This is a genomic window from Streptomyces sp. NPDC032822 (genome assembly GCF_055578825.1).
This window is the reverse complement of sequence record NZ_JBVIOL010000002.1, coordinates 482962-505172: the sequence shown is the minus strand read 5'-3', so window position 1 is coordinate 505172 and position 22211 is coordinate 482962. Positions and strand designations below refer to the sequence as shown.

The window sequence follows — 22211 nt, the reverse complement described above, 5'->3', positions numbered from 1 at the left end:
GTCGCCGGGGCTGTTCGGTGGTGTCACCGACAGCCCCGGCGACCAGCGAGCCACAGCCGCCGGAAGACGGTCTGGCGGACGCGGGTGAGATGCTCCGGCGGTTCGGTGCGTCGGTCGGGTCGCCGATCGACCCGTCCAACCGACCGGACCACCGGGGCGAGTCCGGCCTGCGCATTCCGCCGTCGAAGCGGGCGACGGCGGAGTTCTTCGCCGCCCGGCGCACTGGGCTGCCGGACGCCCGCGAGTATCCGGTGGCCGTACGCGACTGCCGCATGGCGAAGATCGCCTGCGTCTCCGGCGTCCGCGCGACCGGGTTGTGCACGGTGCGGATCGGCGACTTCCGCTGGGAGCTCGGTCGGTGGGGCCGCTTCGTCGTCCAGGGGGAGGGCGCCAGGGCCTCGTGTCCGCGCGAGAGGGAGGCGTAGCTGTTCACCGAGGGCCGCCGACTTCCGTGGTGGTACATCGAGGAGATCCGTGGAGAGTTCGCCGCCGACCCCTCCGACCCCTGGGGCTTCCCGTGGGCGGCCGGCGCCCGGTAGGTGCCGGACAGGTCGGGGTCCCACCCCTCGCGACGGGTCGATCAGTCCTGCGCCACGGTCGCCGCGGTCACGTTCTCGATCACGCGGCCGAGTTTGGTCTCGGCCCGGGTCAGGTCCTGGATGCGTGCGGCGATGCGGTCGCGTTCGATGATGAGCTGGTCGAGCATGTCGGGGGTCGCGACGCCGGTGCTCACACACGGCAGGAGTTCGACGACGGTACGACTGGAGAGGCCAGCCGCGAAGAGGTCCTGGATGAGCTGGACCCGCTCCAGGGCCTCGTCGGGATAGTCACGCTGCCCACCGGGCGTCCGCGCCGATTCCAGGAGCCGCTGTTCCTCGTAGTAGCGCAGGGCCCGCACGCTGACCCCTGACCGCCTGGCGAGCTGTCCGATGCGCATGACGCAGGGCACTCCCTTCCCGCTCGTACCTCACATTGACGTCAGGTTCAGGCTAGCAATACCGGCTCCGGGGGCAGCCCTGGAGGCCGATCGAACCGCTGCCGGCGCCGAGATCGATCATGACCCGGTGGCGGACCCGAGGGCGTGCACCCGATTCACGCAGGCACGGCAGCCCTCACGTCGGGCCGGGATCCGGGATCCGGGATCGCCGAGCCCGCCCGAGGGCACATGGGTGTCGACCGTGACGGGCGGCGTGACCCCTCGGAGTGGCGCAGGCCCCACGCTCACCCCCGCCCGCTCGGCAACCTCACCCATCCGCGCCCACCCTCCTCCGGCCGGGCGGCAGTTGCGGGCTTGCACCTCACGTCAACGTCAGGTTCTAGAGTGGCGAGCGTCGGACGAACACGTCATTCCGGCCCGTCAAAGTGAGGCAGACCATTATGCGCGCAGCCCGGTTCCACGCATACGGCGGAGCGGAGAGCCTGGTGATCGAGCAGGCCCCAGACCCCCACCCCGGACCCGGTGAGATTCGTGTCCGCGTCGCGGCGGCCGGCGTCAATCCCATCGACTGGAAGCTGCGCTCCGGCGCCCTGCGCCAGATCTTCCCCCTGGATCTGCCCGACATCCCCGGGCGCGACGGCGCCGGTGTGGTCGACGAGATCGGCGACGGGGTGCGGGGGGTGAGCATCGGCGACCGGGTCTTCGGGCTGGGCGGCGTCACCGGCGCGACCGCGGAGCTGTTCGTCCTTTCGGCCTGGGCGCACACCCCCGCCACGTGGAACGACGAGCAGGCCGCGGGCGCCGGTCTCGCGTCCGTGACCGCGATGCGTGGGCTCGACGCGCTCGGCCCTCTCGCGGGGCGCACCCTCCTCGTCGAGGGCGCCGCCGGAGGCGTGGGCAGCGCGGCGGTCGAGATCGCCGTGGCGCAAGGTGTCGGCACCGTGATCGGGACAGCCGGCCAACGCAACCACGAGTTCCTCACCTCTCTCGGCGCCGTTCCCACCACCTACGGCCCCGGCCTCGCGCAGCGCCTGGCCACCCTCGCTCCGCACGGCGTCGACATCGTGCTCGACACCGCGGCCTCCGGCTCCCTGGACGACCTCGTCGCGATCGCGGGCGATCCGAAGCGCGTCGCGACGGTCGCCGACCAGGCGGGCGGGCAGCGCCTGGGTACGCATGTGGCCCACGCGGTGAACGACTCCGCTCTCCTGTCCGCGGCGGCGGAACTGGGCGGGCAAGGCCGCTACACACCCCGTATCGAACAGGCCTACCCCCTGGAGCGGATCGCCGACGCCCACGCGCACGCCGAGCGCGGACGTACCCGAGGAAAGATCGTGATCTGCATCTGAACGGGCCGATCTGTATCCGAACGAGCCCACGAGGTAGGCACCTCGCGACGTGCGGGCCCGCGTGGCGAACGTGCCCTCGATCGGTCGCGTGAACTCCCAACTCGCCGCACTGAAAGGCCTGTTCGGGTCACCGGCACCCGGCGTGGGCAGGTCGAGGAGGCCACCGGGGCGGCCCGGCGGGCGGGCCTCGCCGGCCCCGGACCCGTCTACGTCGGCGGCGCCGACAACGACCCGCCCGAACCGGCCGAGGTGATCCAGGACCCGCCCTGCGGCTACCGGCTCACCGCCGGCCAGGACGCCGAGGCCAAGGACGAGCTCGTCCTGCCCGGAGTGCGGACACGGGGCACCTATGTTCCGCTCCGTCAGTCCCTGCGCGCGCTCGTCCCCTTGCTCCTCGATGCCCGGGCGCCGTACCACCTCACGGTGGGGGAGCCCGACACCCGCTGCTGAAGCGGTCGATATCGGCGGCACCTGTGGTAGGTCGTAGTCACGCGCGGAACAGGTGTAACCACGGCTTTCAGGGGAAGGTGCCGCTGATGACGCAAGATCTCAAGAAGAGGGGAGGCCGGGAGGGTCCTACGGACACTGCCGGCCACCAGACGGACAAGGTGGTGTTCGGTGTCACCGCCGCCATCACCGTGGCCTTCGTGGTCTGGGGCTCGGTGGCCACGGACTCGCTGGAGAGCGCCTCCACCACGATGCTCAACGGCCTGATCCACAACGGCGGTTGGGCCTTCATGCTGGCCGCCTCGTGCTTCGTGGTGTTCGCGCTGTGGCTGGCGGTCAGCCGCTACGGCCGGATCCACCTCGGCGCCGAGGGCGAGGAACCCGAGTTCAAGACGGTGTCCTGGGTCGCCATGATGTTCAGCGCCGGCATGGGAATCGGCCTGATGTTCTACGGCGTGAGCGAGCCGCTCTCGCACTACACGACCCCACCGCCGGGCACCAACCCCGCCGACTCCGCGGAACGCATGGAGACGGCGATGGCCACCACCCTCTTCCACTGGACGCTGCACCCCTGGGCGATCTACGCGGTGGTCGGCCTGGCCATCGCCTACAGCACCTTCCGCAAGCGCCGCCGCCAGACCATCAGCGCGGTCTTCACCCCGCTCATCGGGGAGAAGCACGCGAACGGCAACGCCGGCCGGGCGATCGACATCCTCGCGATCATCGCCACCGTCTTCGGGTCGGCGGCCTCGCTGGGCCTCGGCGCCCTCCAGATCGGCTCCGGCTTCACCGAGCTGGACTGGATGGACAACGTGAGCGACGGGCTGCTCGTCGCGATCATCGCCGTCCTGACGGTGGCCTTCGTCGCCTCCGCCGTGTCCGGCATCGAGAAGGGCATCCAGTGGCTGTCCAACACCAACATGGTGCTCGCCCTGGTGCTCGCCGTGTTCGTGTTCGTCGCCGGCCCCACCATCATCGTCCTCGACCTGCTGCCCACCTCGGTCTTCGCCTACCTCGGTGACCTGCCGCAGCTCGCGGGCCGTACCGAGGCCAGCACCGGCGAGGGCGTCTCGGACTGGCTGGGCAGCTGGACCGTCTTCTACTGGGCGTGGTGGATCTCCTGGACGCCCTTCGTCGGCATGTTCATCGCCCGCATCAGCCGCGGTCGCACCATCCGGCAGTTCGTCGGCGGCGTCATCCTGGTGCCCAGCACCGTCAGTCTCATCTGGTTCGCGATCTTCGGCGGTACGGCGATGAAGCTGAAGGAGGGCGGCGCGCTGGGCGGTGAGTCGACCCCCGAGGGCCAGCTCTTCGCGGTCCTCCAGGAGTTCCCCATCGCGACCGTCACCAGCCTGCTGGTGATGATCCTCGTCGGCATCTTCTTCGTCTCCGGCGCCGACGCCGCGTCCATCGTGATGGGCACGCTGTCCCAGAAGGGCGCCCTGGAACCCGGCCGGTTCGTCGTGGTGTTCTGGGGTGTGGTCACCGGAGCCGTCGCCGCGATCATGCTGCTCGTCGGCACCGAGGGCGACGCCCTGACCGGCCTGCAGAACCTCACGATCCTGGCCGCCGCGCCCTTCGTCCTCGTGATGATCGGCATGTGTGTCGCCCTTATGCGCGACCTGCGCGAGGACCCGGTCATCGTGCGCCGCGAGATGGGCTCCGAAGCCGTCGGCCTCGCCGTGATCGAGGGCCACAAGAAGTACGACGGCGACTTCGAGATCAGGGTCGGTCCGGGAGCAGGCACCGAAACGGAGGGCGACCCGCTCGGCCACGACCACGGCTGAGCCCCACCGACCGCACCTCACGAAGCGGTGATCCCAGGAGGCGGCGACCCTGTCGCCGCCTCCTCCCCGCGCTCCGGGCCACCATCGCCCCGCCCGTCCGGCTACGTCAGCGCACGGCGAGCCCCGCCGCCTCCTCCGCACACCCCCAGGCCACGGTCACGCCCCCGCCCCCGTGCCCGTAGTTGTGCACCAGCACCCGCCCTCCGGGCAGCGTCTCCCGCTCCAGGCGGACCCGCTCCCGCGCGGGCCTGAGCCCCACCCGGTGCTCCAGCACCCGCGCCCCGGCGATCTCGGGCCGCAGCGCCGCACACCGCCCCACGATCGCCGCCGCGACCGCCGGATCGGGGTCGAGGGACCACGTGTCCTCGTCGGAGGTACCGCCCAGGACGAGCCGGTCGGGGTGGGGGAAGAAGTACGTCATCTCGCCGGCGGTGTCCTTGGAGACCAGCCAGGTGCGGATGCCGGGGTTCTCGACGATCACCAACTGCCCCCGCGCGGGCCGCACGGACGGGTCCGGCACCAGCTCCCGGGCGCCCAGCCCCGTGCAGTTGACCACGACCGCCGCCCCGACCCCGGCCAGATCGGTCACCGTACGCGTCTCGACCACCCCGCCCGCCGCGAGGAACCGCGCCCGCAGCCACGGCAGATGAGTCGACATGTCGATGAGGGGCAGTCGTGCCCACATCCCCGTCCCGGCGTACTCCGTGGCCGTCGACGCCCGCAGACCCGGCAGCCGGACGCCCGCCCACGCCCGGGCCCCGTCCAGATCCGCGTCGCCCATTACCCCTTCGACCATCCGTACGCCGGTCGCCTCGGGCGAGGCCGCCCACTTCTCGTAGACGTCCAGCGAGCGCAGCGCCCACGCACGGGCGTGATCGACCGGCTCGATCGAGTACGGCCACCACAGCGCCCCGGCAACCACCGAGGTGGTCCGCTCGACCGGGTCCCGCGTCCACACCCGCACCCGCCGGCCGCGCTCGGCCAGCACCAGGGCCGTCGTCAGTCCGATGACCCCGCCGCCGACCACGACGACGTCGTTCCTGAGATCGCTTTCCACGCCCGGACGTTAGCGGAATATGTCATGCCGTGCTCAGACCGGTCCCACTCTGGGGATACTCACAGCATGTCTGCCCCGTACGCGACCTTCGGCCTGGCACCGGCGATGCGTGCCGGTGGAGTCCTCGCCAACGGCGACTACCAAATCCACCGGGACTTCGTGGACTTCATCGTCGACGGCCGCCCGTTGCTCTTCCAGCTCTCCGACCTCGACGCCGTCTCCCCGCTCGCCTCCGACATCCCACCCGCGATCTTCACCGCCCAGGTCCGCAGCCTGCTCCTGGAGTCCGACGCCCCGCTGCCGGACGGGCGTTACGTCGTCTACGGCTGTCCCGAATGCGAGGACCTGGCCTGCGGGGCCGTCACCGCCGTCATCGACCGCGACGGCGACGACTTCGTCTGGCGGGACTTCGCCTGGCAGACGGAGGAACACGCCGACCTGGAACTCAACGGCTACCACGGCATCGGCCCGTTCCGCTTCCACGGCACCGGCTACCGCGAGGCACTCAACTCCCTCCTCGACACCGCCGAGAGCACCCGCCGCCGCGTCCTGCTGATCGGCGCCCGGGCCGCCCTCCTGGCCAAACTCGCCGCCGCCCTGCGCACCATCGGGATCGGCGCCGACATCACCCGTGACACCCACGACGTCCCCGCCGACGAACTGCGGGCCTACGGCGTCGTCGCCTTCGGCCGTGCGATCACCGAGGAGGAACGTGCCTCCGTCCGCCACTCCTTCGAACAGGCCGGTGTCGACGTCACCTACGTCGACGGACTCGCCCCCATCGTCCCGCTCCTGGTCGCCCAGATAGAACACGCCCTGGACCGCAGCCCGGTCGAACGCCGCCGGCTCACCCGCCTGGTCGCCGCCGACGGCGAGGCGGGCGTCGAGGTCACCTCCCCGTGCCGGGTCAGCCTCACCGCGTACCGCCTCGACCGCCTCTACCGCACCCACGCCCACGAGGTCTTCGACGGCATCCTCGAACCGGGCCGCCACCGCATCGCCCTGGACACCAAGGCGGTCCGGGGGGAGTCCTTCGTGGTGGCGCGGACCTCGGGGAGTGTGCTGGTGGAGGCGATGGTCCACTGAGAAGGCCGTGACACGGACCCCAGGACCCGGACCACTAGAATCGGCGGTCTCATGACTGCCACCCTCGTCGCCAAGAACCTCGCCGCCGGCCACGGCGACCGCTCCCTGTTCTCCGGGCTCGACCTCGTCGTCGCGCCCGGAGACGTCATCGGGCTGGTCGGAGCCAACGGCGCGGGCAAGTCCACGCTCCTCAGGATGCTCGCCGGGCTGACCGCCCCCGAGGAGGGCGAGCTGCGGCTCTCCCCGCCGGGCGCGTCCGTCGGCCACCTCCCGCAGGAGCCGGAGCGAGCGCCCGGCGAGACCGTGCGGGACTTCCTCGCCCGCCGCACCGGCGTCGCCGAGGCCCAGCGGACGATGGACGAGGCGACCCAGGCACTGGTCGACGGCGCTCCCGGCGCCGACGACGCCTACGCGACGAGCCTGGAGCGCTGGCTCGACCTGGGCGGCGCCGACCTGGACGAGCGGGCGGAGGAGGTCGCCGACTCGCTCGGCCTCACCGTCGACCTGGACCAGCCGATGACGTCCCTGTCGGGCGGCCAGGCGGCCCGCGCCGGCCTCGCCTCCCTCCTCCTGTCCCGCTACGACGTCTTCCTCCTCGACGAGCCCACCAACGACCTCGACCTGGACGGCCTGGAGCGCCTCGAACGCTTCGTGAGCGGCCTGCGCGCCGGCACCGTCGTCGTCAGCCACGACCGCGAGTTCCTCACCCGCACCGTCACCAAGGTCCTCGAACTCGACCTGGCCCAGCAGCAGATCACCCTCTACGGCGGCGGCTACGAGGCCTACCTGGAGGAGCGGGACGTCGCCCGCCGGCACGCCCGCGACGACTTCGAGGAGTACGCCGACAAGAAGGCGGCCCTCCAGGACCGGGCCCAGGTCCAGCGCTCCTGGATGGACAAGGGCGTGAAGAACGCCCGCCGCAAGGCGGGCAACGACAACGACAAGATCGGCCGCAAGTTCCGCAGCGAGTCCAGCGAGAAGCAGGCCGCCAAGGCCCGCCAGACCCAGCGCATGATCGAACGCCTCGATGTCGTCGACGAGCCCCGCAAGGAGTGGGAGCTGCGCATGGAGATCGCGTCGGCCCCGCGTTCGGGCGCGGTCGTGGCGACCCTGCGGGACGCCGAGGTCCGGCGCGGCGACTTCGCCCTCGGCCCGGTGTCCCTCCAGATCGACTGGGCGGACCGGGTGGCGGTGACCGGGGCGAACGGCGCGGGCAAGTCGACACTGCTGGGCGCCCTGCTGGGCCGGATTCCGCTGGACGCGGGCAGTGCCACGCTCGGCTCGGGTGTGCTGATCGGCGAGGTCGACCAGGCCCGCAAGCTGTTCCACGGCGAGGAACCCCTGATGGAGGCCTTCGGTGCGGCCGTCCCGGACACCGAACCGGCCGAAGTCCGCACTCTGCTCGCCAAGTTCGGCCTGAAGGCGAACCACGTCCTGCGCCCGGCCTCGTCGCTCTCCCCGGGCGAACGCACCCGGGCCGCGCTGGCGCTCCTCCAGGGCCGGGGCGTCAACCTCCTGGTCCTCGACGAGCCCACCAACCACCTCGACCTGCCGGCGATCGAACAGCTGGAAGCGGCCCTGGACGCCTACGAGGGCACCCTCCTCCTGGTCACCCACGACCGCCGCATGCTGGACGCGGTCCAGGTGACCCGCCGCCTGGAGGTGGCGGACGGCAAAGTAACGGAACGCTAGACGCGCCCCGAAGGGGCGCGGGGAACTGCGCGACCGGCCACAACGGCCCCGCAGTTCCCCACAACCGTCAGCGCTTGCCGTTCTTCGGATCGACCAACCCCGCCTTGCGCAGAGCATCGGCCATCGCACTGTTGGCCGGCGGCGGCGCGGCCTGCCGCGAGCCACCGCCCTGGCGGGAGCCACCGCCCTGCCGCGAGCCGCCCCCCTGCTGCTGCCGCTGCTGAGGCGGACGCCCGCCACGCTGCCGACGATCACCTCCACCGCCCTGCTGCCCCGGCTCCTTCGGCGCAGCCTCGTCGTCCAGGCGGAGCGTCAGCGAGATCCGCTTGCGCGGGATGTCGACCTCCAGCACCTTCACCTTGACGATGTCACCCGACTTCACCACGTCCCGCGGGTCCTTGACGAACGTCTTCGACAGCGCCGAGACATGCGCCAGGCCGTCCTGGTGGACGCCGACGTCGATGAACGCCCCGAACGCGGCGACATTCGTGACGACACCCTCCAGGACCATCCCGGGCGTCAGGTCGGAGATCTTCTCGACGCCGTCCTTGAAGGTGGCCGTCTTGAACGCGGGCCGCGGGTCGCGCCCCGGCTTCTCCAGCTCCCTCAGGATGTCCGTCACGGTCGGCAGACCGAACGTCTCGTTCACGAACTCCTGCGGCTTCAGCGAGCGCAGCACACCGGTGTTGCCGACGAGCGAGGCGACCTCCTGGCCGGACGTCTTCACCATCCGCCGCACCACCGGATACGCCTCGGGGTGCACGCTGGACGCGTCCAGCGGGTCGTCGCCGCCGCGGATGCGCAGGAAGCCCGCGCACTGCTCGAACGCCTTGGGGCCGAGCCGGGCCACGCTCTTGAGCTGGGTGCGGGACCTGAAGGGGCCGTTGGCGTCGCGGTGCGCCACGATGTTCTCGGCGAGGCCGGACGTGATGCCGGAGACCCGGGAGAGCAGCGGGGCCGAGGCCGTGTTGACGTCGACACCCACGCCGTTCACACAGTCCTCCACCACCGCGTCCAGCGAACGCGACAGCTTCACCTCGGACAGGTCGTGCTGGTACTGGCCGACACCGATCGACTTCGGGTCGATCTTCACCAGCTCCGCGAGGGGGTCCTGCAGTCGTCGCGCGATCGAGACCGCGCCGCGCAGCGACACGTCCATGTCGGGCAGTTCCTGCGAGGCGAAGGCGGACGCCGAGTACACGGAGGCGCCGGCCTCGGACACCATCACCTTGGTGAGGTTCAACTCCGGGTGCTTGGCGATCAGTTCACCGGCGAGCTTGTCGGTCTCCCGGGACGCCGTGCCGTTGCCGATGGCGACCAGGTCGACCGTGTGCTCCTTGGCGAGGCGGGCCAGCTTGGCGATGGCCTCGTCCCACCTGTTGGCCGGGACGTGCGGGTGGATGACGTCGGTCGCCACCACCTTGCCGGTCGCGTCGACGACGGCGACCTTCACGCCCGTACGGAACCCTGGGTCCAGGCCCAGGGTCGAGCGGGTGCCGGCCGGGGCGGCCAGCAGCAGGTCACGGAGGTTCGCCGCGAACACGTTCACCGCCTCGTCCTCGGCGGCCGTCCGCAGCCGCAGCCTCAGATCCAGCCCGAGGTGCACGAGGAGCCGGGTGCGCCAGGCCCAGCGGACCGTGTCCTGGAGCCACTTGTCGGCAGGGCGGCCCCGGTCGGCGATGGCGAACCGGTGCGCCACGATTCCCTCGTACGAGGACGGGCCGGGCTGCTCGGACGGCTCCTCCGGCTCCAGGACGAGATCGAGGACGTCCTCCTTCTCGCCGCGCAGCATCGCCAGGATGCGGTGCGAGGGCAGCGCGGTGAACGGCTCGGCGAAGTCGAAGTAGTCGGCGAACTTGGCGCCCTCCTCCTCCTTGCCGTCCCGGACCTTGGCGGCCAGCCGCCCGCGCACCCACATGCGTTCGCGCAGCTCGCCGATCAGGTCGGCGTCCTCCGAGAACCGCTCGGTGAGGATCGACCGGGCCCCGTCGAGGGCGGCCTGCGGATCGGCCACGCCCTTGTCGGCGTCGACGAACGCGCTCGCCGCGGTCAGCGGGTCCACGGTCGGGTCGCCGAGCAGCCCCTCGGCCAGCGGCTCCAGCCCCGCTTCCCGGGCGATCTGCGCCTTGGTGCGCCGCTTCGGCTTGAACGGCAGGTAGATGTCCTCCAGGCGCGCCTTGGTCTCCGCACCCCGGATCCGCGCCTCCAGCTCCCCGGTGAGCTTGCCCTGCTCGCGCACCGACTCCAGGATCGCCGCCCGCCGCTCCTCCAACTCCCGCAGATAGCGCAGCCGCTCCTCGAGCGTGCGCAGCTGCGCGTCGTCGAGCATCTCGGTCGCTTCCTTGCGGTAGCGGGCGATGAAGGGAACCGTGGAACCGCCGTCGAGCAGCTCCACGGCAGCCTTGACCTGCCGCTCCCGTACGCCGAGTTCCTCGGCGATCCTGCCTTCGATGGACCCTACTTCGATGGACCCGGGTGTCGTCACGATCCCGTACCGCCTTCTCCACTGGGGTTGCGCGGCAATTGTGGCAGGTGGCGCCGACAGTCGGGGATCAGGGCGGCGACGCGGCGGGCCGGGGGACAGGCCGCGGCCCGCGGCGTCGCCGCCGCGGGCCCGCGAACGTCCCCGGGCTCAGGCCCGGCGGCCGCGTGTCGAACTCGATGCGCCGCCGAACAGCCGGGCCAGCGCCCGGAAGGGCAGTGTCACGACGGTGGCGATGGCCCCACCGATCTGGCGCAGTACGTCTGCGATCGCACGGAACACGAGTTTCCCCTTTCCTCTCCCGGCCACGACGACCGGGAGAGGTACGGGTACCTCGGGAGAGGCCCGGCATGCCTGGCCACCGTGATCGGCCGGTTCAGGCCTTGCCGACCAGATCGGCGGGGAAGGCGCCGGCGGTGGCCGCGGCGCGCGCGAATCCCGTGCCGAGCGCGGTCAGGCGTGCGACGCCGTCCGCGCCCAGGTGCTCGTACGGAGCCCGGTCCAGCCGGTCGGTGTCCCGCTCGATCCCCTCGCGCAGCGCCACGCCCTGCTCGGTCAGTTCGCCGGCCGCGTCCAGCAGCCCGCGCTCCCGCAGCCGCCCGACGGCCGCCTCCCAGTCCTCCCGGGTCCAGCCCCGGGTGGCGCACACCCATCCCGGTGTCATGCCCTTGCCGGTCGCCGTGTGGGTCACCACGGCCTCCAGGCCGTCCAGCCCGGCGGACAGCAGGGCGGCGAGGTGTCCGTCGCCGCGGTGCTCCCGCAGCAGCGTGGCCGCGTGCCAGTACGCCAGGTGCGCGGGTTCGGGCACCGGCAGGTCGGCATGGGCGGAGTACAGCGGCCGGGCACTGCGCGAACAGGCCTCGGCGGCGCGCAGGGCGAGCCGGGCGGCCTCCGCCATCTCCGCGGACGCGAGCGCCTCCTCGCCCAGCAGGCGGCGCAGCGTCGCGTCGACGGCTCGCGCGCGTGCGGCCAGTACCTGTCCGGGCGTGGCGGTCTCCCACACCGCGGGCACGTACCGGGCCACCAGCTCGTGCTTGTAGTTGTAGAACGCCGCCGTCACCGTGCCGGCCCCGACCGGTCCCAGCGCGGCGGCCCGCACCGCGAAGTTGACGGCCCGGGGGTGGGTGACACCGATGGCGCCCAGCTCCCGCCCCAGGTCGGGGGAGAAGTAGTGCGTCGCGTGCAGTGAGTTGAGCACGTTGTGGCAGCGGCGGCCCGCGCGCGGGTCCAGAGCAGCGGTAGTCATGACGAACACGTTACCGACCGGTCAGTATCTGATCCAGGTGCGGGTCCCGGAGAGGTGGGCCCCGATCGGCGCGGCAACGGCACCCCGGAGGCCATGCGCCGCGCCTTCCTCAAGGCCCTCGGCGAGGCCCCGGCCGAGTACCGCCGCCGGTTCCACCCGGCACCCGCCGCGGCGGGACTCCTCAAGGTGCCGCCGGGCGACCTCGCACCGGCCGGCGCTCGACTTCCTGAAGCGGTTCGGGGCCGAGCCGACGGGAGAGCGGGTCGTCCTCGACGGCGGGTACGTCACCCCTGCCGGGCAGGATCGCCGGCGACGAACAGGCCCAGGCGCTGCGGCTGATGACGGAGTACGACCCGAGGTCGCCCTACGACGCCGGATCCCCGCGGAAGGCGCCCGCGCACCTCGTCGAGCGGCTGCGGGCCGGCAGCCGCCTCACCCCGACGCGGGCACGCTCCAGGTGAAGCGCGGCGGCCTGCGCTCCAGGAACGCGGCGACGCCCTCCGCGGTGTCGCCGCTGGCGCGTGCCTGTCCGCCCCAGTACGCGTCGCGGTCCGTGTGCCCGTTCGCGAACTCCTTCGCCGCGGCCTGCGTCAGTTGCGAGCGGGATGCCAGGATCCGGGTGAACTCCGCTACCCGCTTGGTGAGTTCGCCCTCGGGGAGTACCTCGTCCACCAGGCCCGTGCGCAGCGCCCGCCCGGTGTCGATCAACTCGCCCGAGAACAGCAGGTACTTGGCGGCGGCCGGACCGACCAGCGACACCAACCGCCGGGTGGAGGAGGCCGGGTACACGATCCCGAGTTTCGCCGGCGTCACCCCGAACAGCGCGCCCTCCTCGGCGAACCGCAGATCGCAGGCCGCCGCGAGCTGCGACCCGCCGCCCACACAATGTCCACGGACCGCCGCGAGCGTCGGCTTCGGAAACGCGGCCAGGGCCTCCTCGGCCCGCACGGCCAGCCCCTGCGCCTCCTCCGCGGACCCGCGGAGCGTGGAGATGTCCGCCCCCGCGCAGAACGTCCCGCCCTCACCGGTCAGCACCAGTGCCCGGACGCCGGGATCGGAGGCCAGAGTGTCGAGCAGCGGCGGCAGGGCCCGCCACATCGCGGCCGTCATGGCGTTCCGCTTGGCCGGATGGTGGACGACGACGGTGGCGACCGAGTCGGCGACGGTGTGCAGCAGCTGCGGCTCCATGCGCCGGATGCTATCCGCCCCGCCCGGAGAGGCGATCAAGAAGGGTCCGGGTGAGGGTTACGGCACCGGGGGTATGGGGGACTAAAGGACAAAGAGTGATCAAGGGGGATCAAGGAGGCGCTCATGTCCAGGTCCACCCAGCCGAGGAGCGAGACGGAGAAGCTGAGCCGCGGGTTCAGCTGGCTCGCCGTGCTCGGCGTGCTGCTCGTCCTCGCGGGACTCGTCGGACTGATCTACGCCGGGGTCGCCACGCTGACCTCGATGCTGCTGTTCGGGTGGCTGCTGCTGATCGGCGGCGCCGTGGGTCTGCTGCACGCGATCCAGGCCCGCGGGTCCAACTTCTTCTGGCTTGGTGTGGTGGTCGCCGCCCTGAACATCGCGGCCGGCGTGGTCATCATCCGCAGGCCGGAGGCGGCGGCCGAGGCGCTGACCATGTTCGCGGCGCTGCTCTTCCTGACCGGCGGGGTGTTCCGCCTGGTCGGCAGCGTGGTGGTGCGCGGCACACAGTTCGGCTGGACCCTCGTCCAGGGCGCCTTCGACCTGCTGCTGGGCATTCTGGTGCTGGCGTCCTGGCCGAGCAGCAGCAAGTACGTGATCGGCACCTTCTTCGCCCTCGCCCTGCTGTTCGACGGGCTCGGTCTGATCGCCACCGGGTTCGGCGGTCGCCGCATCGTCGGCATCGTCTCCGACCAGCTGACCGCCGAGGACCCGGCCGAGCCCGCCGCCAAACCCGTACAGCCGGAATAGTCCGAGAAGTCGGCGCGAGCGGTACAAGAGCGATCCCGTAACCGACCGGGTCGTACGTCAACGATCAGAACCGCTCGATATCTGCTGACTTCTGTTCAGTTCTCCGGGGTGGAGCAGCTCGTTGCCAACACTCAAGAGGTGGTGACAATCGAGCGCAAGGGTGGCGACCGGACGATGGAAGACCATGGGCGCGGGTCCGCTCCACGCCCAGCAGGCGATACGGGCGAGCTCCCCGCCCCGGTGCCGCCGGATCCGTTGCCGTACGAGGGTGTGTGGCGGTTCACCGCCCCCGCCGTCGAGGTGTCGGTCCCGCAGGCACGACACGCCGTACGGGATCTGCTGTACCGCCAGGGAGTACCGGTCTCGGACGAGCTGGTCCAGGGCCTGCTGCTGATCGTCTCGGAGCTGGTCACCAACGCGGTGAAGCACGCGGCGCTGCTGTCGCCGATGCTCGCCGTGGAGATCGCCGTCGGCGCGGAGTGGGTGCGGGTGTCGGTGGAGGACAACCATCCCTACCGCCCGACCGCCCTGGAGGCCGACCACGGCCAGACCGGCGGCCGGGGCCTCCTCCTGGTGCGCGAGGTCACCCGGGAGGCGGGCGGGGCGTGCGACGTCGAGCACACCGCGAGCGGCGGCAAGGTGATCTGGGCCGCCCTGCCGCTCAAGCCCGTACGGATCCCGTAGGAGCGTTCACCAGCCGGCGGACGGGCCCGTCAGCTCCCTGACAGCGGGGCGGGCCGCGTCCAGGACGGTCATGAACCAGGAGGAGAAGGTGTCCTTCGCGTGCCGCTCCGCCAGCTCGGCGGGCGTCACGAAGACCGTCTCGCCGACCTCCTCCGGGTCCGGCCCGGGCACGGACTGCACCAGCCCCACGTAGAGGTGGTTGTACTCCTGCTCGACCAGGCCCGAGGCCGGGTCCGGGTGGTTGTAGCGGACCGTGCCCGCCTCCGCGAGCAGCGAGGGGGAGACACCCAGCTCCTCGTACGTGCGCCGGGCGGCAGCCGCGAAGGGCGCCTCACCGGGGTAGGGGTGGCCGCAGCAGGTGTTGGACCAGACACCGGGGGAGTGGTACTTGCCCTGCGCCCGCTGCTGGAGCAGCAGTCTGCCCTGCTCGTCGAAGAGGAACACCGAGAAGGCGCGGTGCAGTCGTCCCGGCGGCTGATGGGCGGCGAGCTTCTCCTCGGTGCCGATCGTCACACCGTTCTCATCGACCAGTTCCAGCAGAATCGCGTCCGCGGTGCCGTTCGACGAACGGTGCGTCACGGTGGCAGGTGTGATCGGCATACCCATCCTTCGCATTGGTTTTCGCGCCCCAAGTGTGCCGTACGAATCCGGCACTCCCGGCAGGTGATCGTGCCCGGCGCGGCGGCAGGGGAACCGTTCGGGGCGGTGCTGTGAGCATGAGGACGCGGCTGTCCACCGGACCGATGCGTTCCGCCGGAACCTGTGTTTCAGACGTCGTACTGGTGTGTCAGTGACACAGTCGCGCCTCGTGCTCCGCGTGCCCGCTCGGCTCCAGCTGGAAGGTGCAGTGCTCCACGTCGAAGTGGTCGCCGAGACAGCCCTGGAGTTCGTGCAGCATCTTCTCGTGGCCGATCGCGCTGAGCACGTCGGAGCGCACCACCACGTGTGCCGACAGGACCGGCATCCCTGATGTGATCGTCCAGGCGTGCAGGTCGTGGATGTCCTCGACGCCGTCCAGCGCCAGTATGTGGGTCCGCACCTCGGCGATGTCCACGTCCTTGGGGGCCGCTTCGAGGAGCACGTCCAGCGTCTCGCGCAGCAGCTTCCAGGTGCGGGGCACGATCATCAGTCCGATGACGAGTGAGGCGATCGGGTCGGCGGACTGCCAGCCCGTGGTGAGGATCACCACCGCCGAGATCAGCACCGCGACCGAGCCCAGCGCGTCCGCGGCCACCTCCAGGAACGCGCCGCGCACGTTCAGGCTGTCCTTCTGCCCGCGCATCAGCAGCGACAGCGACACCATGTTCGCGACCAGGCCGATCGCGCCGAACACGATGGTCAGCCCGCCCTCGGTGGCGGCCGGCGTGATGAACCGCTGGATCGCCTCGTACAGGACGTATCCGCCGACCCCGAGCAGCAGCAGACAGTTGGCGAGCGCGGCGAGGATCTCCGCCCGGGCCAGACCGAAGGTGCGCCGGTCGCTCGGAGGGAGGCCGGAGAAGTGGATCGCGAGCAGCGCCATGCCGAGGCCGAGCGCGTCGGTGGCCATGTGCGCCGCGTCGGCGACCAGCGCCAGCGAGTCGGCGACCACGCCGCCGATGATCTCCACCACCATGACGCCGAGCGTGATGGACAGCGCGACCCGCAGCCGCCCGCGGTAGGCCGCGGTCGCGGTGCCGCCGGTCGGCGCACCGTGCGAGTGCCCGTGATCGTGCCCAGCCCCCATGAAGGTGCCCTTCCGTGTTCCGCCCGCTGTTCCGTCCGGGAACACAGTGAACTACGGGTGGGGGGTATGGGGCAACGCGGCACTGAACACCGTTGTCATGTGCCCTGACCTGCAGAAACGATTCCCAGGTCAGGGCGTCGGCGATCCCTCCCGGTCCCGCCCGCGGATCACCCGCCGTGGTGCCGCAGCCACCCCTGCCACGCCGACTCGACCATCTCGCGCACCCCGCGCCGGGCCGTCCAGCCCAGCTCCGCGGTGGCCCGCGCGGCCGAGGCGACCGCGCGGGGCGCGTCCCCCGGGCGGCGGGCCTCGACCAGCGGTGGACGGCGGTCGCCGCTCACCTCGCCGATGACCGTGATCAGTTCACGTACGGAGACGCCCTCGCCGCGACCGATGTTGACCGTCAGGTCGCCGTGCGGGGCGTCCTCGGTCAGCCGCCGGGCCGCCGCCAGATGGGCCTCGGCGAGATCGGCGACATGGATGTAGTCCCGGACGCAGGTGCCGTCCGGAGTCGGATAGTCGTCACCGAAGATCCGCGGGGCCTCGTCACGGGTGAGCCGGTCGAAGACCATGGGGACGATGTTGAAGACACCGGTGTCCGCCAGCTCCGGCGCGGCCGCCCCCGCCACGTTGAAGTAGCGCAGGCACACGGTCGAGATCCCGTACGCCTGCCCCGCCGCCCGCACCAGCCACTCCCCGGCGAGCTTGGTCTCGCCGTACGGGTTCACCGGCGCGCACGGGGTGTCCTCCGTGATCAGGTCCACGTCGGGGTTGCCGTACACGGCGGCCGACGAGGAGAACACGAAGCGCCGCACGCCGGCCTCGGCGACCGCCTCCAGAAGGGTGGTGAGCCCGCCCACGTTCTCCCGGTAGTAGTGCGTCGGCCGGGCCACGGACTCGGCGACCTGCTTGCGCGCCGCGAGGTGCACCACCCCCGTCACCCCGTGCTCGGCGCACACCCGCTTCAGCAACTCGCCGTCCAGCGACGAGCCCTGCAGGAGCGGCAGGCCCGCGGGAAGCCGTGCGGGCACCCCGGACGAGAGGTCGTCAAGGACCACGACGCGTTCGCCGGCGTCGGTCATGGCCCGCGCCACATGTGCCCCGATGTACCCGGCACCGCCGGTGATCAGCCAAGTCATGGTCGCCCACCCTACGTCGAGCTCTTCGGGCCTTGCGCAATGTCCTGAATGTCTGGTCTGGGGGCGCAAGTTTGTGGGCGGGGCCCGTGATCACCGATGATGATCGCGGCACAGGCCGGTGGAGACGTGGTTGATCTGCCCGTGAACGGGCGGTGAACGCGGGCTTCCGGGTATCCGATAGCCTCTGCCGACACACCGCCCGGCAGGCAGCGTCACACCACGCCGAGGGGCGCCCCCACCACGTACACGTCCGGCGCCCCCGCGTCGGTACTCAGGGAGTGAGTTCGGTTGCCGACCGCCATCCTCACCGGTCAGCCGGTCCCCGGATCGTCGATCGAGGGTGATCTGCGGTCGCTCGGCTTCGACGTCCGGATCGCCGCCGACACCGCCGAGGCCGAGGACCTCCTCGCCCAGGTGCCGGGCGACCAGCGGGTCGCGGTGGTCGACGCCCGCTTCATGGGCCACGTCCACGCGCTGCGCCTCGGCCTCACCGACCCCCGCTTCCCGCTCGCCGCGGTGCCGGGCGCGGTGACCGCCCAGCCGGCCGGGCGCCAGGCCCTCACCCGCGCCGTGGCCCGCGAGAACTCCGCGGGCGGCGGCACGGCCCTCGCGGTCGACAACCTCGCCGACCGTGTCGTCACCGGCCTCGCCACCGAGGGCACCGAGGTGCACCGCCCCGAACTCGGCAGCCTGGTCGCCGAGGTACCGGCCGACCCGCAGGCCCGCAACGAGGCACGGCAGGCCGTCGCCGCCGTCGACGACGAGGCCGTACGCCTGAAGTCGGCCGTGAAGGCCCGGGACGGCTTCTTCACCACCTACTGCATCAGCCCGTACTCCCGCTACCTCGCCCGCTGGTGCGCCCGCCGGGGCCTGACGCCGAACCAGGTCACCACCGCCTCCCTGATCACCGCGCTGATCGCGGCGGGCTGCGCGGCCACCGGGACCCGGGGCGGCTTCGTCGCCGCCGGCCTCCTGCTGATCTTCTCCTTCGTCCTGGACTGCACCGACGGACAGCTCGCCCGCTACTCCCTGCAGTACTCGACGCTCGGCGCCTGGCTGGACGCCACCTTCGACCGGGCCAAGGAGTACGCCTACTACGCGGGCCTCGCCCTCGGAGCCGCTCGCGGCGGCGGCAGTGATGACGTATGGGCCCTCGCGCTCGGCGCTATGGTCCTGCAGACCTGCCGGCACGTCGTGGACTTCTCCTTCAACGAGGCCAACCACGACGCCACCGCCAACACCAGCCCCACCGCCGCCCTCTCCGACAAGTTGGACAGCGTCGGCTGGACGGTGTGGATACGGCGGATGATCGTGCTGCCGATCGGCGAGCGCTGGGCGATGATCGCCGTCCTCACGGCGGTCACGACCCCGCGGATCACCTTCTACGTCCTGCTCGTCGGCTGCGCGTTCGCGGCGACCTACACCACGGCCGGCCGCGTGCTGCGGTCGCTGACGCGGAAGGCGCAGCGGACCGACCGGGCGGCGCAGGCGCTGGCTGACCTCGCGGACAGCGGACCGCTGGCCGAGCTGTTCGGGCGCTTCCTGCCGAGCAGGTTCCCTGCGCCGGCGCCTTTCGTCGCCGCCGTCGCTGCCGTCCTCCTCGTGCTGGCGGCCTGGATCGACGGGCCGGGCTGGTCGGTCGTCCTGTGCGCGGGCGTGTACGTCCTGCTGTCCGCCGACGCGGTCTCGCACCCCCTCAAGGGCGCCCTCGACTGGCTGATCCCCCCGTTCTTCCGCGCCGCCGAATACGGCACCGTCCTGATCCTGGCGGCGCGAGCGGACGTGAACGGCGCCCTTCCTGCGGCTTTCGGGCTGGTGGCGGCCGTCGCCTACCATCACTACGACACGGTGTACCGCATCCGCGGCAACGCCGGAGCGCCCCCGGCCTGGCTGGTGCGCGCCATCGGGGGGCACGAGGGCCGGACGCTGCTGGTCTGCGTTCTGGCCGCGCTGCTCACCGCCTCGCAGTTCAAGGTCGCGCTCACGGCTCTCGCCGTGGCGGTCGCCCTGGTGGTGCTCGTCGAGAGCATCCGCTTCTGGGCGTCCGCGGGCGCGCCCGCCGTACACGATGAAGGAGAACCCGCATGATCGGCCTCGTGCTGGCGGCCGGCGCCGGACGGCGTCTGCGCCCCTACACCGACAGCCTTCCCAAGGCTCTGGTGCCGGTGGGGCCCGCGGGTATAGAGGGCGAACCGACGGTTCTCGATCTCACCCTCGGCAACTTCGCCGAGATCGGACTGACCGAGGTCGGGATCATCGTCGGCTACCGCAAGGAAGCGGTCTACGACCGCAAGGCGGCCCTTGAGGCGAAGTACGGCCTCAAGCTCACCCTCATCGACAACGACAAGGCCGAGGAGTGGAACAACGCCTACTCCCTGTGGTGCGGACGTGACGCCCTCAAGGACGGCGTGATCCTCGCCAACGGCGACACCGTCCACCCGGTCTCCGTCGAGAGGACGCTGCTCGCCGCCCGCGGCGACGGCAAGAAGATCATCCTCGCCCTCGACACCGTGAAGTCCCTCGCGGACGAGGAGATGAAGGTCGTCGTCGACCCCGCCAGGGGAATGACGAAGATCACCAAGCTGATGGACCCCGCCGAGGCCACCGGTGAGTACATCGGCGTCACCCTCATCGAGGGCGACGCCGCCCCGGAGCTGGCCGACGCGCTGAAGACGGTCTGGGAGACCGACCCCCAGCAGTTCTACGAGCACGGCTACCAGGAGCTCGTGAACCGCGGGTTCCGTATCGACGTGGCGCCGATCGGCGACGTCAAGTGGGTGGAGATCGACAACCACGACGATCTCGCCCGCGGACGGGAGATCGCGTGCCAGTACTGACCCGACTCATTCCCTCCCCGCTCGTCGTCGACATCCGCCCGGGTGCCCTCGACGACCTGGGCTGCGTCCTGGCCGACGAGCGCATCTCGCACTCCGGCAGGCTCGCCGTCGCCGTCAGCGCCGGTTCCGGCGCCAAGCTGCGCGAGCGCATCTCCCCCTCCCTGCCCGGCGCCACCTGGTACGAGGTGGGCGGCGGCACCCTCGACGACGCGGTCCGGCTGGCCAGTGACATAAAGGCCGGCCACTACGACGCCGTCGTGGGTCTCGGCGGCGGGAAGATCATCGACTGCGCCAAGTTCGCCGCGGCACGCGTCGGCCTCCCCCTGGTCGCCGTACCGACGAACCTCGCGCACGACGGCCTGTGCTCCCCGGTCGCCACCCTCGACAACGACGCGGGCCGTGGCTCCTACGGCGTCCCGAACCCGATCGCCGTCGTCATCGACCTCGACGTCATCCGCGCGGCCCCGGTGCGCTTCGTCCGCGCGGGCATCGGCGACGCGATCTCCAACATCTCGGCCATCGCCGACTGGGAGCTCGCCAACCGCGTCAAGGGCGAGAAGATCGACGGCCTCGCCGCCGCCATCGCCCGGCAGGCGGGCGAAGCGGTGCTCCGGCACCCGGGAGGCATCGGCGACCTCGACTTCCTCCAGGTGCTCGCCGAGGCACTCGTCCTCAGCGGTATCGCCATGTCGGTGTCGGGCGACTCCCGTCCGTCCTCCGGCGCCTGCCACGAGATCAACCACGCCTTCGACCTGCTCTTCCCCAAGCGGGCTGCCGCCCACGGAGAGCAGTGCGGACTCGGCGCGGCCTTCGCGATGTACCTGCGCGGAGCCCACGAGGAGTCGGCCTACATGGCCGAGGTACTGCGCAGGCACGGGCTGCCGGTGCTCCCGGAGGAGATCGGCTTCACGGTGGCCGAGTTCGTCCGGGCCGTGGAGTTCGCCCCGGAGACCAGGCCCGGCCGCTACACCATCCTCGAACACCTCGACCTCAAGACCGAACAGATCAAGGACATCTACGCCGACTATGTCAAGGCCATCGGTAGCTGAACTCCGTCCGGTCGTCCATCCCGCAGGGGTGAAGGACCGGCGCAGCGGTGAGCACTGGATGGGGCGCCTCTACATGCGTGAGGTGTCCCTGCGGGTCGACCGCTATCTGGTCAACACCAGGGTCACACCCAACCAGCTCACGTACCTGATGACCGTCTTCGGTGTCCTCGCGGCCCCGGCACTCCTGGTGCCGGGGATCCCGGGGGCCGTCCTCGGCGTGCTGTGCGTCCAGCTGTACCTGCTGCTGGACTGCGTCGACGGCGAGATCGCCCGCTGGCGGCAGCAGTTCTCCCTCGGCGGGGTCTACCTCGACCGGGTCGGCGCCTATCTGACCGACGCCGCCGTCCTCGTCGGCTTCGGACTGCGCGCCGCCGACCTGTGGGGCACCGGACGCATCGACTGGCTGTGGGCCTTCCTCGGCACCCTGGCCGCCCTCGGCGCGATCCTGATCAAGGCCGAGACCGACCTGGTGGGCGTCGCCCGTCACCAGACCGGCAAGGCCCCGGTCCAGGAGGCCGCCTCCGAGATGCGCTCCTCCGGCATGGCGCTGGCCCGCCGGGCGGCAGCCGCCTTCAAGTTCCACCGGCTGGTCCTCGGCATCGAGGCGTCCCTGCTGATCCTGGTGCTGGCGATCGTGGACCAGGCCCGCGGCGACCTGTTCTTCTCGCGGCTCGGTGTCGCCGTCCTGGCCGGCATCGCACTGCTCCAGACCCTGCTGCACCTGGTGTCCATCCTCGCCTCCAGCAGGCTGAAGTGAG

The 22211-nt window shown here is 71.4% G+C and carries 20 protein-coding genes and 3 pseudogenes; 14 read left to right on the top strand and 9 right to left on the bottom strand.

All coding sequences use genetic code 11. The annotated features are described in order from the left end of the window. Positions 1-17: 17 nt before the first annotated feature. Positions 18-425, top strand: coding sequence for a hypothetical protein (locus ACZ5VD_RS07915; protein WP_468681405.1), 408 nt, complete (start codon positions 18-20; stop codon positions 423-425). Between the two features lie 155 nt (positions 426-580). Here ACZ5VD_RS07915 and ACZ5VD_RS07910 read toward each other — a convergent pair whose 3' ends face one another. Next, positions 581-937, bottom strand: a complete 357-nt coding sequence (locus ACZ5VD_RS07910; RefSeq protein WP_468551380.1) for a MerR family transcriptional regulator — start codon at positions 935-937, stop codon at positions 581-583. 440 nt (positions 938-1377) lie between these two features. On the opposite strand from ACZ5VD_RS07910, the gene ACZ5VD_RS07905 reads away from it, so the two are divergent. The 3 genes and pseudogenes from ACZ5VD_RS07905 (at position 1378) to ACZ5VD_RS07895 (ending at position 4520) form a co-directional block, all read left to right on the top strand. Beyond that, positions 1378-2286 (top strand): NADP-dependent oxidoreductase, encoded by a 909-nt coding sequence (locus ACZ5VD_RS07905; protein WP_468681402.1) that lies wholly within the window; start codon positions 1378-1380, stop codon positions 2284-2286. A gap of 85 nt (positions 2287-2371) precedes the next feature. Continuing rightward, positions 2372-2736, top strand: a pseudogene (locus ACZ5VD_RS07900) (carboxypeptidase); the annotation flags it as partial. An 86-nt stretch (positions 2737-2822) separates the two neighbouring features. Next, positions 2823-4520, top strand: coding sequence for a BCCT family transporter (locus ACZ5VD_RS07895; RefSeq protein WP_468551382.1), 1698 nt, complete (start codon positions 2823-2825; stop codon positions 4518-4520). 106 nt (positions 4521-4626) lie between these two features. On the opposite strand, the gene ACZ5VD_RS07890 is transcribed toward ACZ5VD_RS07895, so the two are convergent. Further along, a complete protein-coding gene (locus tag ACZ5VD_RS07890; protein ID WP_468681400.1) occupies positions 4627-5577 on the bottom strand; it encodes an FAD-dependent oxidoreductase in 951 nt (316 codons plus the stop codon). Positions 5578-5643: 66 nt separating this feature from the next. On the opposite strand from ACZ5VD_RS07890, the gene ACZ5VD_RS07885 reads away from it, so the two are divergent. Together ACZ5VD_RS07885 and ACZ5VD_RS07880 are read left to right on the top strand one after the other, a co-directional pair. After that, complete coding sequence (locus ACZ5VD_RS07885; RefSeq protein WP_468551384.1) at positions 5644-6663, top strand: oxidoreductase; 1020 nt, start codon at positions 5644-5646, stop codon at positions 6661-6663. 51 nt (positions 6664-6714) lie between these two features. Further along, positions 6715-8355: an ABC-F family ATP-binding cassette domain-containing protein gene (locus ACZ5VD_RS07880; RefSeq protein WP_468551385.1), complete on the top strand. Its 1641-nt coding sequence runs from the start codon at positions 6715-6717 to the stop codon at positions 8353-8355. 67 nt (positions 8356-8422) lie between these two features. Here the strand turns inward: ACZ5VD_RS07880 and ACZ5VD_RS07875 are convergent, their stop codons facing one another. The 3 genes from ACZ5VD_RS07875 to ACZ5VD_RS07865 form a co-directional block, all read right to left on the bottom strand. Next, positions 8423-10840, bottom strand: a complete 2418-nt coding sequence (locus ACZ5VD_RS07875; protein ID WP_468551386.1) for a Tex family protein — start codon at positions 10838-10840, stop codon at positions 8423-8425. A gap of 147 nt (positions 10841-10987) precedes the next feature. After that, the gene (locus tag ACZ5VD_RS07870) at positions 10988-11119 is read right to left on the bottom strand and encodes an LPFR motif small protein (protein WP_257027966.1); all 132 of its coding nucleotides are present in this window, start codon (positions 11117-11119) and stop codon (positions 10988-10990) included. A 94-nt stretch (positions 11120-11213) separates the two neighbouring features. Then, the gene (locus tag ACZ5VD_RS07865) at positions 11214-12083 is read right to left on the bottom strand and encodes an SCO6745 family protein (protein WP_468681399.1); all 870 of its coding nucleotides are present in this window, start codon (positions 12081-12083) and stop codon (positions 11214-11216) included. A 72-nt stretch (positions 12084-12155) separates the two neighbouring features. Between ACZ5VD_RS07865 and ACZ5VD_RS07860 the strand changes: the two are divergent. Both ACZ5VD_RS07860 and ACZ5VD_RS07855 read left to right on the top strand, forming a co-directional pair. Further along, positions 12156-12251 (top strand): annotated as a pseudogene (locus tag ACZ5VD_RS07860) (GlxA family transcriptional regulator); the annotation flags it as partial. Further along, positions 12249-12544: pseudogene (locus ACZ5VD_RS07855) on the top strand (DJ-1/PfpI family protein); the annotation flags it as partial. The pseudogenes ACZ5VD_RS07860 and ACZ5VD_RS07855, both read left to right, overlap by 3 nt. Here the strand turns inward: ACZ5VD_RS07855 and ACZ5VD_RS07850 are convergent. Further along, positions 12516-13271, bottom strand: a complete 756-nt coding sequence (locus ACZ5VD_RS07850; protein ID WP_468681397.1) for an enoyl-CoA hydratase/isomerase family protein — start codon at positions 13269-13271, stop codon at positions 12516-12518. The pseudogene ACZ5VD_RS07855 and the gene ACZ5VD_RS07850 sit on opposite strands and share 29 nt — an antisense overlap. Positions 13272-13394: 123 nt before the next feature. Between ACZ5VD_RS07850 and ACZ5VD_RS07845 the strand changes: the two genes are divergently transcribed. After that, positions 13395-14018: an HdeD family acid-resistance protein gene (locus ACZ5VD_RS07845; protein WP_468550931.1), complete on the top strand. Its 624-nt coding sequence runs from the start codon at positions 13395-13397 to the stop codon at positions 14016-14018. A 174-nt stretch (positions 14019-14192) separates the two neighbouring features. Then, positions 14193-14702, top strand: coding sequence for an ATP-binding protein (locus ACZ5VD_RS07840; protein WP_468551143.1), 510 nt, complete (start codon positions 14193-14195; stop codon positions 14700-14702). Between the two features lie 6 nt (positions 14703-14708). Here the strand turns inward: ACZ5VD_RS07840 and idi are convergent, their stop codons facing one another. The 3 genes from idi to galE all read right to left on the bottom strand — a co-directional run bounded on the left by idi (position 14709) and on the right by galE (position 17567). Then, on the bottom strand, positions 14709-15302 hold the full coding sequence (gene idi, locus ACZ5VD_RS07835) for an isopentenyl-diphosphate Delta-isomerase (RefSeq protein WP_468550930.1): 594 nt from the start codon (positions 15300-15302) through the stop codon (positions 14709-14711). Positions 15303-15489: 187 nt separating this feature from the next. Beyond that, positions 15490-16428 (bottom strand): cation diffusion facilitator family transporter, encoded by a 939-nt coding sequence (locus ACZ5VD_RS07830; protein WP_468550929.1) that lies wholly within the window; start codon positions 16426-16428, stop codon positions 15490-15492. Positions 16429-16595: 167 nt separating this feature from the next. Continuing rightward, complete coding sequence (gene galE / locus ACZ5VD_RS07825) at positions 16596-17567, bottom strand: UDP-glucose 4-epimerase GalE (protein ID WP_468681395.1); 972 nt, start codon at positions 17565-17567, stop codon at positions 16596-16598. A 288-nt stretch (positions 17568-17855) separates the two neighbouring features. Between galE and ACZ5VD_RS07820 the strand changes: the two genes are divergently transcribed. From ACZ5VD_RS07820 to ACZ5VD_RS07805, 4 genes are read left to right on the top strand one after another with little or no spacing between them, the layout of a single operon-like run. Next, positions 17856-19655, top strand: coding sequence for a DUF5941 domain-containing protein (locus ACZ5VD_RS07820; RefSeq protein WP_468681393.1), 1800 nt, complete (start codon positions 17856-17858; stop codon positions 19653-19655). Further along, a complete protein-coding gene (locus tag ACZ5VD_RS07815; RefSeq protein ID WP_468550926.1) occupies positions 19652-20404 on the top strand; it encodes a phosphocholine cytidylyltransferase family protein in 753 nt (250 codons plus the stop codon). The genes ACZ5VD_RS07820 and ACZ5VD_RS07815 overlap by 4 nt, the downstream gene beginning before the upstream one ends. Beyond that, positions 20392-21453, top strand: a complete 1062-nt coding sequence (locus ACZ5VD_RS07810) for an iron-containing alcohol dehydrogenase family protein (protein ID WP_468550925.1) — start codon at positions 20392-20394, stop codon at positions 21451-21453. Before ACZ5VD_RS07815 ends, ACZ5VD_RS07810 begins: the two co-directional genes overlap by 13 nt. After that, positions 21431-22210, top strand: a complete 780-nt coding sequence (locus ACZ5VD_RS07805) for a CDP-alcohol phosphatidyltransferase family protein (protein ID WP_468550924.1) — start codon at positions 21431-21433, stop codon at positions 22208-22210. The genes ACZ5VD_RS07810 and ACZ5VD_RS07805 overlap by 23 nt, the downstream gene beginning before the upstream one ends. Position 22211: the final 1 nt, after the last annotated feature.